The organism is Bacteroides intestinalis (genome assembly GCF_003464595.1).
GTDB classification, from domain to species: Bacteria; Bacteroidota; Bacteroidia; order Bacteroidales; family Bacteroidaceae; genus Bacteroides; species Bacteroides intestinalis_A.
The window spans coordinates 46386-61320 of sequence record NZ_QRZF01000014.1; the positions used below are offsets into that span (position 1 = coordinate 46386).

Here is a 14935-nt window from a genome sequence, read left to right on the forward strand (position 1 = left end):
GGGCAGAATTTCTTCTACCCCTTATCTATTACTCAATGTTCTTTTTTCAGATCTTTACCACACCGGAGAATCCCATGAAAGCCATAGCCAAAAGACCGGCTGTAATTAAAGCAATCGGAGTCCCTTTCATACCTTTCGGAATATTCACCAAACTCATCTGTTCACGCAAACCCGCAAAGAGTGTCAGTGCCAAGCCAAAGCCAATAGCAGTAGAGAATGCATAAACTACACCCGTCAACAGGTCATAATCCTTTTGAATTACAAGAATGGCCACACCAAGAATACAGCAGTTTGTAGTAATCAAAGGTAAAAATACACCCAGTGCCTGATATAGGGAAGGTGATACTTTTTTAAGAATGATTTCTACCATCTGAACCAAGGCTGCAATTACCAAAATGAAAGTAATTGTTTGCAGGTATTCCAAACCGAAAGCATCAAGAACAAACTTTTGAATAAGGAATGTCACTATAGTAGCAATAGTAAGTACGAATGCTACGGCAGCCGACATACCCAATGCAGTTTCCACTTTCTTGGATACTCCGAGGAACGGACAAATTCCCAGGAATTGTGACAACACGATGTTGTTAACAAAGATTGCCGAAATAAATATCAATATATATTCCATAGTTTTCAAAATTAAGAATTAAAAATTAAAAATTAAAAGTAGTTGCTACTCTCATCTCTAATTTTTAATTTTCCATTATTAATTCTTCTTCAAGCTGTTAATCAATGCAATCAGATAACCCAACGCGATGAATGCACCCGGCGCAAGTACAAATATCAACATGCCGTATTCTTCAGGAAGAATAGTCAGATTGAAGATTTTGCCTGTTCCCAGAAACTCACGTACGGCACCCAGCAGAGTAAGAGCCAAGGTAAAACCAAGTCCCATTCCCAAACCATCGAAGAAAGAAGCTACCGGAGTATTCTTTGCAGCAAAAGCTTCGGCACGTCCCAGTACGATACAGTTTACCACAATCAGCGGAATAAACAGACCCAGTGTAGCATACAGAGCAGGAACATAAGCCTGCATCACCATTTGCAACAAGGTTACAAAAGATGCGATAACTACGATAAAGGATGGAATACGTACCATGTCAGGGATAACATTCTTAATAGCCGAGATTACAACATTAGAGCAAATCAACACGAACATGGTTGCCAATCCCATACCCATACCATTGATGGCGGAAGAGGTAGTACCTAGCGTAGGACACATACCAAGCAGGAGTACAAACGTAGGATTCTCTTTAATAATCCCGTTCATCATAACTTTAAAATTATTCATATCTTCTACTCCTTTCTTTATTTAGCGCTGATGGAATCCGTAGCCTCAGTGGCTGCGTTTTCAGCAGGTTCAACAACTTTTTGTGTAGCGCCCGTAGCAGCATCAGACTCATTCTGACCCGCATAAGCAGCATAAGCAGCATTCACAGCATTCAGGAAAGCACGTGAAGTAATGGTAGAAGCAGTAATAGCATCTACCTGTCCCCCGTCTTTGCTAACAGACAAAGGAGCTTTACCCGGATTCATTCCCTTGATACTTCCTTTATTGCCTTCTTTAAACCAATCGGCAGCTTTGGAACCCAATCCCGGAGTTTCCACATGCGACAACAGAGAATAATCTATAATGTTTCCTTCTGCATCAAAACCGACCAGTACTTTCAGTTCACCGCCAAATGCCATTGAACTGGCTTCTACAGCAGCACCAATAAATTGTCCGTCTTTCGTTGCAGGATACACGGCATAATCCACACCGTTCACAGCCTGCACCTTTTTTTCCGCAATCGGATCGTTATCAAAACCAGGAACCACTGCATTGACCGCATCGCTCAATGTTTTTGCATTGGCTTGTGCAATAGGTTCTTTCGTCAGCTCATTTACATATGCCAGCAACGCCACGGAAATAGCGGTTACCCCCGTAAGTACCAGCAACATATTCTTCAAGGATGATTCTAACTTTTTCATTTCTTCTTCGCTACCTCCCCAAAGCGTTTAGGTTTACAATATGTATTTATCAGCGGAGTAAAGGCATTCATAATCAGGATTGCGAATGACATACCTTCAGGATAAGCACCGAACAAACGGATAATCACTGTCAGCAGACCAATGCACGCACCATAGATCAGCATCCCTTTCTTGCTCATCGGAGAAGTAACATAATCCGTAGCCATAAAGATAGCACCCAACATCAAACCACCTGTAAGCAGTTGAAGTACCGGAGATACATATACTTCAGGATCTACCAGATGCATAATACCTGAGAATACAAATACCGTAGCCAATATAGAGATAGGGATATGCCAGGTTATAATTTTCTTCCAAAGCATATAAGCCAGTCCCAGCAACAATGCCAAAGCACTTACTTCACCCAAGCAACCTCCATTATTACCAATCAGTAAATCAAAAGAAGAAGGCAAGTCTTTCAAGGCATCTATATTTCCACCGGCAATCTGCTTCATCAGATTAAGAGGGGTAGCCGCCGTCGTTGCATCTGTATAAGAAGTCAACTGTCCGACAACCGGCCAGCTCGTCATCTGCACAGGGAAAGAGAGCAACAGGAATACACGGCCTGCCAATGCGGGGTTGAACGGGTTACAACCCAGTCCGCCAAAAGACATTTTACCGACACCTATTGCAAACAATGCACCCAGAATAATAATCCAGATAGGCAGATTGGAAGGTAAGTTGAATGCTAGCAACACACCTGTGATTACGGCAGAACCGTCACAAATAGTCGTGGTTTCTTTCTTTAAAAGGAATTTGCCGATAGTCCATTCAAAGAACAAACAGGCAGCCACCGAAGTAGCCGTAACAATCAGCGCACCCAGTCCGAAGAAATAGAGTGATACGAGAAATGCAGGAATCAATGCAATGAGCACGCCATACATATTCTTTTTCACGCTGTCACCACCATGGACGTGGGGCGAAAGTGATACTATTAATTTATTTTCCATACTTCGTTAATTTTTAGCTTGACGTGCACGGATGATCGCCCCTACTTTACCTTTACCCAAACGGCAGTAGTCCAGCAACGGACGGTTCGCAGGACAGGTGAACTGGCAAGAACCGCACTCGATACAATCCATAATTCTTTCTTTCTCCATTCTCTCGAATTCGGTATGTTCAGCAAGCGCCGACAACAAATAAGGCTCCAATCCCATCGGACAAGCACCCACGCACTTCGCGCAACGGATGCAAGGTTGAATTTCACCACGCTTGGCTTCCTTATTGTTCATTATCAGAATACCAGAACTACCTTTAGCAGTCGGTACGTCTGTATTTATCAACGCCTTTCCCATCATCGGGCCACCACCGATAATCTTACCCGTATCTTCGGGCAAACCACCGCAAGCATCAATCAACTGCTTCATCGGCGTACCGATACGTGCCAGGAAGTTGGAGGGTTTTGCTACCGATTTTCCTGTTACGGTAATCACACGTTCAAACAATGGCTTATTCTTCTGTACAGCTTGATATACAGCAAATGCAGTACCCACATTCTGTACCACGGCACCTGTAGAGATAGGCAATGCGCCACTTGCTACCTGACGGCTGGTGATGGCATCAATCAACTGCTTTTCACCTCCTTGCGGATATTGCACTTTCAAAGCAACCACCTCGATGCCTGCATAGCTGGAAGCTACTTTTGTCATCAACTGAATAGCATCTGGCTTATTATTTTCAATGCCGATAAATGCCTTATTAACCTTTACTGCCTTCATCAGGATAGATACGCCTACCATAATTTCTTCTGCATGTTCCAGCATTAACTGGTGATCAGCTGTCAGATAGGGTTCACATTCTACGGCATTAATGATCACACATTCTGCCTTGAATGCAGGCGGCGGACAGAGTTTCACCTGGGTAGGGAAACAAGCACCACCCAAACCTACAATACCAGCATCGGCAATCTTTTTCACAATTTCTTCAGAGGTAAGATTACATTCCTTCACCAAAGTTTCAGTGCGGTCAATGCTTTCTTCCCATTCGTCACCTTCTACGTCGATAAAAATAGCTGGCTTCGGATAACCGCTGGCATCGATAATCAAATCGATTTTAGCAACCTTGCCGCTGACAGACGAATGGATGGCTGCAGATACAAAACCACCGGGTTCAGCAATCTTTGTGCCGACTTTCACCACATCTCCTTTAGCCACAAGCGGTTTTGCAGGTGCACCGATGTGCTGTCCCAGCAGAATCACAGCTTTGGCAGGAACTTCCGCCTTGATGATGGGCTGATGTGCTGAAAGTTTATTTTCGTGTGGATGAACTCCACCGATTGAAAATGTCTTCAACATACAATTCTGTATTTTAGTCGTTTATTACTTCTTGATTATTAAGCTTCCGCCTTCGGAGTTTCAACCTGAGGGGTTTCAACTACTTTCGGGGTTTCTACAGCCTTAGGAGCCTCTGCTACCTTAGGAGTTTCTGTAGCTTTTGGTGCAACAGCTACTTTTGGAGCAGCACCTTCCGCCTTCGGCTTGCGTGGCGGGAAATTGAGTGCGATAATCGTGTTCTGCGGACAAGCTTCTTCGCACTTACGACATGATTTACATTTGTTCGGATCAATGTAAGCCAGATTATTCTCCAGCGTAATGGCCTCGAACGGACAAACTTTCACACACTTACCACAACCGATACAAGCAACCGTACAAGCCTTACGTGCTATGGCACCCTTGTCTTTGTTCACGCATTGTACATAGATACGGCGTGACTTCTTGCCTTGCGGGCGAATTTCAATAATATTCTTCGGACAGGCCTTAACGCAAGCAGCACAAGCAGTACATTTGGCTTCATCCACTTCCGGAAGTCCTGTTTCAGGATTCATGTGGATAGCATCAAACTGACAGGCTTCCACACAGTCGCCACAGCCCAGACATCCAAAACTACAACCTGTTTCACCACCATAAAGAGAAGCTGCAATAGCACAACTCTTCGCACCATCGTACATGTTTACACGTGGGCGATTGGCACAAGTTCCATTACATCTCACAACCGCAATCATCGGTTCGGCAGCAGTAGCATCCAAACCAAGGATTTCGGCAATTTGCGTCATAACAGGCTGCCCGCCTACCGGACAGAATTTTCCATCCAGCGAACCTGCTTTTACACAAGCATCGGCAAAACCGCTACAACCCGGGTAACCACACCCACCGCAATTTGCTTGAGGCAACACCTCTCCTACCTGTGCAATTCGCGGATCTTCATACACGGCGAATTTCTTGGAAGCGATATACAGAATAGCAGCCGAAACCAGCGCTATAGCCCCCAATGAAATCACTGCAATCAGAATTACATTCATAAATTAGTTATTTATTTAATTATTTGTTTTAATGTTCTAATAGTTAGTCTATCGGCTTTATGGAAAAAGAGAACTTTTTCCCCATACGTGTTTTATTTAGCCATAATATATAATAGTAAGGTATAAGGAGAGCTAACGAACAAATCGCAGAGAGAAGTTCGTCGTTCCAGATAGCCATAAATATAAAGAGAGAAATAATCAGAACACAGAAAGGTATTATAAAGGCCAGTAACACCGCCATCATCCCCATGGATAGTTCTCCGAAGACGATTACCCGGTCACCGGGTTGGTAGGAAGATGCATCATTACTGATTACATCGATCATTTTTTCTTTGGTATCAGCTGAAGCACAATGTCCCTTAGCGCTACACGCTGCACAAGCTGACGTTTGGACAATTCTCACCATAACATGAGAACCGTTTATGTTTTCCACAATACCTTGATGTTTTATAATATCTGCCATTTTGCAAACTGTGCATTACAAATTGCGGCAAATTTACGCATTATTTGTGAACTGCAAGGCTTTCACCTACTTTTTTATGTGTACGCTAACGCACTTTTTCCCGTTTTAACTGTTTTTCTTCGCATTTTTCACAGGAAAAGTCAAAAAAGCTGTTTTAAAACACGGATTGATATATCACTTTGCACCCTCATTTAAAGCAAAGCAGAGAATCTATCTGTTAATATAAATAAGGAGTAGAGCCTTTGGCAAGTACAAAATGACAAAATGATATTTATAAATAAGGCTGCCTCCTTTAAAGGAAGCAGCCTTATTTACTACATCATATATCAAGTATCTATAATTACCACTTATAATTGATACCAAAACTCAGAATCTCATTCACCTGGAAGTGACTGTCTCCTGTAGTCGGCTTGCTACTGTCATCATAACGTGCATGTACATACAGTTTTGTAGAAAGATAACGGTTCAATATGAAATTGATCGTATTTTCCCACTCAACACGAGTCCACTCGTAGCTGGTCAGATAATTCAGACGGGAATTCAGTACGATGGAAGGAATAATAGTCCAATTCAATGTCGGTTGTATTTGCGAACCCCAATTATGACGCACGCTCTTGCCTTCCTCCAGACCAAAATCCACTTCATTTACATCTTTATTACCTATATACCGCATCGTCCAAGTCAACGGAGCTATAAAGACAGACAGATTAAATTTTTTCTTATTCAGTTTGTAGTCCATACCGACACTGGTGGATAAATCCGCCGGAGCAAAGAAAGCTGAGACTAACTTTTCACTGTTCGCTTTATAACCATGACAGAACTGGGTTTTAAATTCTGTTGAAATGGTATAGTACCAATTAGAAGCTGCCTGGATACCCATTTTACTATACAAGCGTAACAGGTCAGTGTTTACCAGATAATCGTGATACTTGTCCGAAGGAGTGGAACCAAAACCTAACTTGGCCTCCAACATATTTTCCCATTGCACTTTCTCGCGATCATTATAATTAGCAAACAGCTGCAGATTCGCCAGGAAAGAATTTGTACTTTCACCACCTTTATACCAGTTGTCAGAAATATAGTTCTGAGTAATCTGCAAAGAACCACTTCCACCCGTCACCCACCAATTGGGCTTATGGATCACAACCTCTGCATCCTCTTTTACATTGGCCATATCTTCCTGAACAAATAATTTTATAACAGAAGGTTTAGATGAAACTTCTTTTTCAATATTATCCCTGAAGCTTTTCACCTGCATTAATTCATCTTCCCATGCCACAATCTTACGCGGGTTCTCATTAGCATAAAGATATAACAGCGCACGGTCCACTACTTCATTGGCACGTTTCTTCGAAGTAAAAGGAGCTTCATCAAACATCAATGGTTCCTTTACAGAAGTTTTTGCTGTATCAAAAGGCTGGAATTTCCATTTCAATGTTGAAATGCTCTCCATGGGAGAATTATAATAAGTCAACGGGATAAACAAGCGGTAATAATTAGGATTGTCCGCAATGTAACGCTCCGGAGTAGAAGGATCATTCAGGTAATTTAATACTCCGAAATATTTTTCATAGGATATGGAAACAGTATCCAATTGCCGGGTAACACTTCCCGGTTTCAACTTTAAAACAAAATATTGCTTCATTAAGTCCGATAAAGTATCCGCTTGTACTACAGCCGTTTTTTCACCGGTTTTTAATACAGGCTTCACCGAATTCTGCGCCATAACCGACGAAGAAAAAAGCACAGCGATTGCCCATAAAGATAAAAATTTATTCTTCATAACGCCCTAAAATCTATGTTTTGAGCGCAAAATTAAATTAAAATGTTTAGAAAACATAGAAATAGAGAAAGAAAAAGAAAACATGCTTTTTTTATAATTGTTTCGCCGAAACTTTATGTACTTCCTCTTTTTTTTGTAATTTTGCGCTTTTTAAGTCTCACGTGTAGACAGATAGATACACAAATGTGTACATCGTACCAAACAAAACAATAATATTAAAAACAGTATAGCTGTGGGAGAAACAAAGTATATTTTCGTCACCGGTGGCGTTGCCTCATCTTTAGGTAAAGGTATCATCGCCTCATCCATTGGTAAATTGCTACAAGCAAGAGGTTACAAAGTAACCATTCAAAAGTTTGACCCGTATATCAATATTGACCCGGGTACTTTAAACCCCTACGAACACGGAGAATGTTATGTGACTGTAGACGGACACGAAGCTGACCTTGACTTAGGTCACTACGAACGTTTTCTTGGCATCCAGACTACAAAAGCCAATAACATCACAACCGGACGCATCTATAAAAGCGTTATCGATAAAGAACGCCGTGGTGATTATTTAGGTAAGACCATTCAAGTCATTCCTCATATCACGGACGAAATCAAACGAAACGTAAAGTTGCTGGGTAACAAATATAAATTCGATTTTGTAATTACAGAAATCGGTGGTACGGTGGGTGATATCGAATCCTTGCCATATCTGGAAAGTATCCGTCAGTTGAAGTGGGAACTGGGACGTGATGCATTATGTGTACACCTTACATATGTGCCTTACCTCACAGCAGCTGGTGAATTGAAAACCAAACCGACACAACACTCCGTAAAGGAATTGCAGAGTGCAGGTATCCAACCGGATATATTGGTTTTGCGCACGGAACACGAACTGAGTAGCAACGTACGCAAGAAAGTTGCTTTGTTCTGTAATGTGGACGAAAACGCAGTAGTACAGAGCATCGATGCTCCTACCATCTACGAAGTTCCCATCCTGATGCAGGCTCAGAAACTGGATGAAACGATATTGAAGAAAATGGGATTGCCCGTAGGCGACACACCGGGACTGGGTCCGTGGCGTGCTTTTCTTGAGCGTCGTCATAAAGCGGAAAATACAGAACCGCTACACATTGCATTAGTTGGCAAATATGATTTGCAGGATGCATACAAATCCATCCGTGAAGCCCTGTCACAAGCCGGTACGTACAATGACCGTAAGGTATCTGTAGACTTCGTGAACAGTGAAAAGCTCACGGAAGAAAATGTAGCGGAAGCATTGAAAGGCATGGCAGGCGTATTGATTGGCCCGGGATTCGGCGAACGTGGTGTTGCCGGTAAGTTCGTGGCTATCAAATATGCACGCACACATGATATTCCGACTTTCGGTATCTGTTTGGGAATGCAATGCATTGCTATCGAATTTGCACGTAACGTACTGGGATATACTGATGCTGATTCACGCGAAATGAATGAGAAAACTCCGCATAATGTGATTGACATCATGGAAGAGCAGAAATCCATCACCAATATGGGTGGAACGATGCGCCTGGGAGCTTACGAATGTATTTTGCAGAAAGGCAGCAAGGCTTATGAGGCTTATGGAACAGAACACATCCAGGAACGCCATCGCCATCGCTATGAATTCAATAACCAGTATAAAACGGAGTATGAAGCTGCCGGCATGAAATGTGTAGGTATCAACCCTGAATCAGACTTGGTAGAAATTGTGGAAATACCGAAACTGAAGTGGTTTGTCGGAACTCAATTCCATCCGGAATACAGCAGTACGGTATTGAATCCCCATCCGTTGTTCGTGGCTTTCATTAAAGCATCTATCGAAAGTTTCGAGGAAAAGGAAAAGGCAAAGAAATAAGATTATTTCAATAATTATAAAATTGTAAACTAGAAATTATTCATGGATAAAAACACCATTACAGGTCTTGTTTTAATAGCAATTTTGTTAGTCGGCTTCAGTTTTCTGAGTCGCCCCAGCAAAGAGCAATTGGAAGCACAGCAGCGTTATTATGATTCCATTGCGCTGGTACAGCAACGTGAAGAAGCACTGAAAGCCAAAGCGGATGCAGCATTGGCAAATGAAAAAGATGTAGAAACAGTGGATTCTACTTCACTCTTCTTCAATGCTCTCCAAGGAACAGATTCGCTGATTACTATTCAGAACGACGTGGCTGAGTTGACCCTCAGCACCAAAGGCGGTTCCATATTCTCCGCTGTATTGAAAGAGTATATGGAGCAGGACAAGAAGACTCCTGTAACCTTATTCACCGGAAACGATGTTTCCATGAATTTCCTTTTCTATAATAAAAAGGAAACAATACAGACTAAGGATTATTATTTCACCACTGTGAACCGTACGGACAGCACCGTAACAATGCGTTTGTCAGCTGACAGTGCAAGTTATATAGACTTCAAGTATGCATTGCATCCCAACACTTACCTGGTGGACTTCAGCATCGAAGCTAAAGGTATGACAGACAAGTTGGCAGCAAGTAATAACTATGTAGACATCGAATGGGCACAACGCGCCCGTCAAATCGAAAAGGGTTATGTATACGAGAACCGTCTGTCTGAACTGACATACAAGTTCATGGGTAATGGCACAGATTATTTATCAGCCAATAAAGATGATGAAAAAGAAGTGCCGGAACGTCTGGACTGGATTGCTTTCAAGAATCAGTTCTTCTCTTCAGTATTTATTGCAGACACCGACTTTGAAAAAACGAAGTTAGTATCTAAAATGGAGAGAGAAGGCAGCGGATACATCAAGGACTACTCTGCTGAAATGAGTACGAGCTTTGACCCGACAGGCAAACAGCCTACACAGATGTTCTTTTACTTTGGCCCGAACCATTACAAGACACTGACCGCACTGGATAAGGGACGTTCGGAAAAATGGGAACTGAACCGTCTGGTTTATTTAGGCTGGCCGTTGATTCGCTGGATTAACAAATGGTTTACCATCAATATCTTCGACTGGTTGTCTGGTTGGGGTCTAAGCATGGGTATCGTATTGTTACTGATGACATTGATTGTAAAAGCAGTCGTATTCCCCGCTACCTGGAAAACATACATTTCTTCTGCCAAGATGCGTGTGTTGAAACCGAAAATAGACGAGATCAACAAGAAGTATCCCAAGCAGGAAGATGCAATGAAGAAACAACAGGAAATGATGGGAATGTACAGCCAGTATGGTGTGAGTCCGATGGGTGGTTGTTTGCCAATGTTGGTACAATTCCCCGTTCTGATAGCGCTGTTCATGTTCGTTCCGAGTGCTATCGAATTACGTCAGCAGAGCTTCTTATGGGCTGATGACCTTTCAACGTACGATGCTTTCATCAACTTCCCGTTCAATATCCCGTTCCTGGGCAGCCACCTCAGTTTGTTCTGCTTGCTGATGACAGTAGTGAATGTATTGAACTCCAAGTTCATGATGCAGCAACAAGACACCGGAGCAAACCCGCAGATGGCAGCGATGAAGTGGATGACCTATCTTATGCCGATTATGATGTTGTTCATCTTGAACAGTTATCCTTCAGGTTTGAACTATTACTACTTCATATCGACATTGATTAGTGTGGTGACTACTCTCATTCTGCGCAAAACTACGAATGAAGAGAAGCTTCTTGCCCAATTGGAAGCCCGAAAGAAAGATCCGAAGAAAGCTAAAAAAACCGGCTTTGCCGCCCGCCTGGAGGCAATGCAGAAACAACAGGAACAGTTGTTGAAAGAGAGACAGAATAAAAAGTAAGTCTCCGCTTTTCATCACTTGATAATAAAAGCCGGGCAATTGATGTAATTGTCCGGCTTTCTTTCTCTTATAACGACTATAACTATAATTTAAATGAAAACTAAATACACCAACAAACAGATTTGGATGATAGCCTATCCGATCCTCATCAGCCTGCTGATGGAACAAATGATAGGTATGACGGACACAGCCTTCCTGGGACGGGTAGGCGAAGTAGAACTGGGAGCATCGGCCATTGCAGGTGTCTTCTATATGGTAATATTCATGGCAGCTTTCGGTTTCAGTATCGGAGCTCAAATACTCATTGCCCGGCGCAACGGTGAAAAGCAATACCGGGAAATAGGCGACCTTTTCTATCAAGGAATTTACTTCCAGATAGGACTGGCAGCAGTAATGTTCCTACTCTCCTACTTCCTTTCACCAATGATACTGAAGCGAATAGTTTCTTCTGAACACATCTATGAGGCTGCCATCAGTTATCTGAACTGGCGGGTTTTCGGAGCCTTCTTCTCATTCAGTGCAGTCATCTTCCGTGCTTTCTTCCTGGGAACTACGCAAACTAAGACACTGACACTCAACTCCATAGTCATGGTACTGAGTAACGTAGTCTTCAACTATATACTGATTTTCGGTAAATTCGGCTTTCCCGCGCTCGGCATTGCAGGTGCCGCCATCGGTTCATCGCTTGCAGAGTTAGTTTCACTGGTATTCTTTATCCTCTACACCCGTTACCGCATTGACTGCCGTAAGTTTGGACTGGACCGTATTCCGAAGTTCCGCCCGGAGATACTGAAACGGATGCTAAACATTTCCTTCTGGACCATGATACAGAACGTCTTCTCCTTGTCCACCTGGTTCTTGTTTTTTCTCTATGTGGAGCATCTGGGAGAACGGTCGCTCGCCATCACGAACATTGTGCGGAGCATATCCGGCATTCTGTTCATGGTAATGATGGCATTTGCTTCAACCTGTGGTTCACTGGTTAGCAATCTTATCGGTGCAGGAGACAAAGACTGCGTGGCAGGCACTATCCGGCAGCATATACGCATTGCATACCTGTTCACATTGCCGTTAGCACTGTTTTTTGCACTATTCCCAAAACTGATACTGGGAATCTATACGGATATACCCGACTTACAGGATGCAGCCGTACATTCACTTTGGGTAATGTGCTCGGCATATCTGCTTCTCGTACCTGCCAATGTATATTTCCAGGCAGTATCAGGAACGGGAAACACGCGCACGGCTCTGGTCATGGAACTGATAACGCTCGTCTTCTATGTTGCCTACATCACATACATCATTCTTTACCTGAAACTTGATGTAGCTCTGTGTTGGACATCAGAAATGGTATACTCCATTTTTATACTATTACTTTGCTGGTGGTATATTAAAGGAGGACGATGGCAAGAGAAACGCATATAATTTGTATATTTGTCGCAAAATAACTGTAACGAACAACCTATATGAAACAAGTAAACTTATTGCTTATGTCAGCAGCTATGACATTGGCTGCCTGCGGCGGGACAAAAGACGCAGGGCAAGCCGGAGCACCGCTTATCGAGCGGTCGGACATCCAGATTGAAGGCAAGCGTATGACTCCCGAAGCTCTCTGGGCCATGGGGCGTATCGGCGGTGTGGCCGTATCTCCCGATGAAAAGCAGATTGCTTACACGGTAGCTTACTACAGTGTGCCGGAGAACAAGAGTAACCGTGAAGTCTTTGTGATGAACACAGATGGAACAGGCAACCAACAAATCACCCGTACCCCTTGGCAAGAGAACGAAGTGAACTGGATAAAAGACGGCACTAAACTGGCGTTCCTTTCCAATGAAGGTGGCAGCAGCCAGTTGTGGGAAATGAATCCGGACGGTAGCGGACGCAAGCAGTTGACGCAATATGATGGTGATATCGAAGGTTATTCTTTCTCCCCCGACGGTAAGAAGTTACTTTTCATTGCACAAGTGAAAACCAAACAAAGTACCGCGGACAAGCATCCCGATCTGCCTAAAGCAACGGGTATCATCGTTACCGACCTGATGTACAAACACTGGGATGAATGGGTAACCGGTGCTCCGCATCCTTTTGTAGCCGATTTTGATGGAAACAGCATCAGTAATATAAAAGATATACTGGAAGGAGAACCTTACGAAAGCCCGATGAGACCTTGGGGTGGCATCGAGCAACTGGCATGGAGTCCTGCCGGAGACAAGGTAGCATATACTTGCCGTAAAAAGACCGGTCTGGCTTATGCTATTTCCACCAACTCGGATATTTACATCTATGATCTTGCAACTAAGAAGACAGACAATATCACCGAAGAAAACAAAGGTTACGACACGAATCCTCAATACTCTCCCGATGGTAAATACATTGCCTGGCAGAGCATGGAACGTGACGGTTATGAAGCAGACTTAAACCGCCTCTTCATTATGAATCTGGAAACAGGTGAGAAACGTTTCGTCAGCAAAGAATTTGAATCGAATGTAGATGGTTTCTTATGGAATAAGGACTCAAAGAGCATTTATTTCATTGGTGTCTGGCATGGTGAAACGCAGATTTATAATGTAGACCTTGCTGCCAATGATAAGGTTACACAGTTGACAGACGGCATGTATGACTATGCTTCCCTTGCCTTTGCAGGAGATAAAGTAATCGCTTTACGCCATTCTATGAGCATGGGCGATGAAATCTATGCCGTATCTGCTACCCGCAACGGTGATGCTTTTGCCGAGGTAAAGCAACTGACCTTCGAAAACAAGCAGATTTACGACCAATTGGAAATGGGTAAGGTTGAAGCTCGCTGGATGAAGACTACAGACGGCAAACAGATGCTGACATGGGTAATCTATCCGCCACAGTTTGACCCGAATAAGAAATACCCTACCCTCCTATTCTGTGAAGGTGGTCCGCAAAGCCCCGTAAGTCAGTTCTGGAGCTATCGTTGGAACTTCCAGATTATGGCTGCCAACGATTATATCATCGTAGCTCCCAACCGCCGCGGCCTTCCGGGCTTCGGAGTAGAATGGAATGAAGCTATCAGTGGTGATTACGGTGGGCAGTGTATGAAGGATTATTTCACAGCTATCGACGAGATGGCTAAAGAACCGTTTGTAGACAAAGACCGTCTCGGTTGTGTAGGCGCCAGCTTCGGCGGCTTCTCCGTTTACTGGCTTGCCGGACATCATGACAAGCGTTTCAAAGCATTCATTGCACACGATGGTATCTTCAACATGGAAATGCAATATCTGGAAACTGAAGAAAAATGGTTTGCCAACTGGGATATGGGTGGCGCATACTGGGAAAAACAGAATCCGGTGGCTCAACGCACATTTGCCAACTCTCCACACCAGTTCGTAGACAAATGGGATACGCCTATCCTTTGTATTCATGGCGAAAAGGACTACCGCATTCTTGCCAACCAAGCAATGGCTGCTTTTGATGCCGCCGTAATGCGTGGTGTTCCTGCCGAACTGCTGATCTATCCGGACGAAAACCACTGGGTATTGAAACCTCAGAATGGTATCCTCTGGCAGCGCACATTCTTCGAATGGCTGGACAAATGGTTGAAATAAAAAACAGACGACTGAAGGCTCCTGAAACAGACCATCTGTTAGGGGTAAACAG

12 protein-coding genes are annotated in these 14935 nt (G+C 43.4%); 4 read left to right on the top strand and 8 right to left on the bottom strand.

Annotated features, from left to right (window positions below):
• Window positions 1–46 precede the first annotated feature (46 nt).
• The 8 genes from rsxA to DWW10_RS17750 all read right to left on the bottom strand — a co-directional run bounded on the left by rsxA (window position 47) and on the right by DWW10_RS17750 (window position 7551).
• Complete coding sequence (gene rsxA, locus DWW10_RS17715; protein WP_007663245.1) at window positions 47–625, bottom strand: electron transport complex subunit RsxA; 579 nt, start codon at window positions 623–625, stop codon at window positions 47–49.
• A gap of 78 nt (window positions 626–703) precedes the next feature.
• Window positions 704–1288, bottom strand: a complete 585-nt coding sequence (gene rsxE, locus DWW10_RS17720; protein ID WP_118220431.1) for an electron transport complex subunit RsxE — start codon at window positions 1286–1288, stop codon at window positions 704–706.
• Window positions 1289–1305: 17 nt separating this feature from the next.
• The gene (locus DWW10_RS17725) at window positions 1306–1968 is read right to left on the bottom strand and encodes an RnfABCDGE type electron transport complex subunit G (protein ID WP_022391875.1); all 663 of its coding nucleotides are present in this window, start codon (window positions 1966–1968) and stop codon (window positions 1306–1308) included.
• Window positions 1965–2957: an RnfABCDGE type electron transport complex subunit D gene (locus DWW10_RS17730; RefSeq protein ID WP_118487197.1), complete on the bottom strand. Its 993-nt coding sequence runs from the start codon at window positions 2955–2957 to the stop codon at window positions 1965–1967. The genes DWW10_RS17725 and DWW10_RS17730 overlap by 4 nt, the downstream gene beginning before the upstream one ends.
• A 6-nt stretch (window positions 2958–2963) precedes the next feature.
• Entirely contained in the window at window positions 2964–4301 is a 1338-nt protein-coding gene (gene rsxC / locus DWW10_RS17735; protein ID WP_118487199.1) for an electron transport complex subunit RsxC, read from the bottom strand.
• 38 nt (window positions 4302–4339) lie between these two features.
• Window positions 4340–5305 (bottom strand): Fe-S cluster domain-containing protein, encoded by a 966-nt coding sequence (locus DWW10_RS17740; protein WP_118487201.1) that lies wholly within the window; start codon window positions 5303–5305, stop codon window positions 4340–4342.
• A gap of 43 nt (window positions 5306–5348) precedes the next feature.
• Entirely contained in the window at window positions 5349–5768 is a 420-nt protein-coding gene (locus tag DWW10_RS17745; RefSeq protein ID WP_044534790.1) for a SoxR reducing system RseC family protein, read from the bottom strand.
• Between the two features lie 340 nt (window positions 5769–6108).
• Window positions 6109–7551, bottom strand: a complete 1443-nt coding sequence (locus DWW10_RS17750; RefSeq protein WP_118487203.1) for a DUF3078 domain-containing protein — start codon at window positions 7549–7551, stop codon at window positions 6109–6111.
• Window positions 7552–7783: 232 nt separating this feature from the next.
• Here DWW10_RS17750 and DWW10_RS17755 point away from each other — a divergent pair, with 232 nt between their 5' ends.
• The 4 genes from DWW10_RS17755 (at window position 7784) to dpp5 (ending at window position 14883) form a co-directional block, all read left to right on the top strand.
• The gene (locus tag DWW10_RS17755; protein WP_118487205.1) at window positions 7784–9415 is read left to right on the top strand and encodes a CTP synthase; all 1632 of its coding nucleotides are present in this window, start codon (window positions 7784–7786) and stop codon (window positions 9413–9415) included.
• 42 nt (window positions 9416–9457) lie between these two features.
• A complete protein-coding gene (gene yidC / locus DWW10_RS17760) occupies window positions 9458–11308 on the top strand; it encodes a membrane protein insertase YidC (RefSeq protein ID WP_118487207.1) in 1851 nt (616 codons plus the stop codon).
• A 93-nt stretch (window positions 11309–11401) separates the two neighbouring features.
• Window positions 11402–12733 (top strand): MATE family efflux transporter, encoded by a 1332-nt coding sequence (locus DWW10_RS17765; protein WP_118487209.1) that lies wholly within the window; start codon window positions 11402–11404, stop codon window positions 12731–12733.
• A gap of 41 nt (window positions 12734–12774) precedes the next feature.
• Window positions 12775–14883 (top strand): dipeptidyl-peptidase Dpp5, encoded by a 2109-nt coding sequence (gene dpp5, locus DWW10_RS17770; protein ID WP_118220440.1) that lies wholly within the window; start codon window positions 12775–12777, stop codon window positions 14881–14883.
• The last annotated feature ends 52 nt before the right edge of the window (window positions 14884–14935 follow it).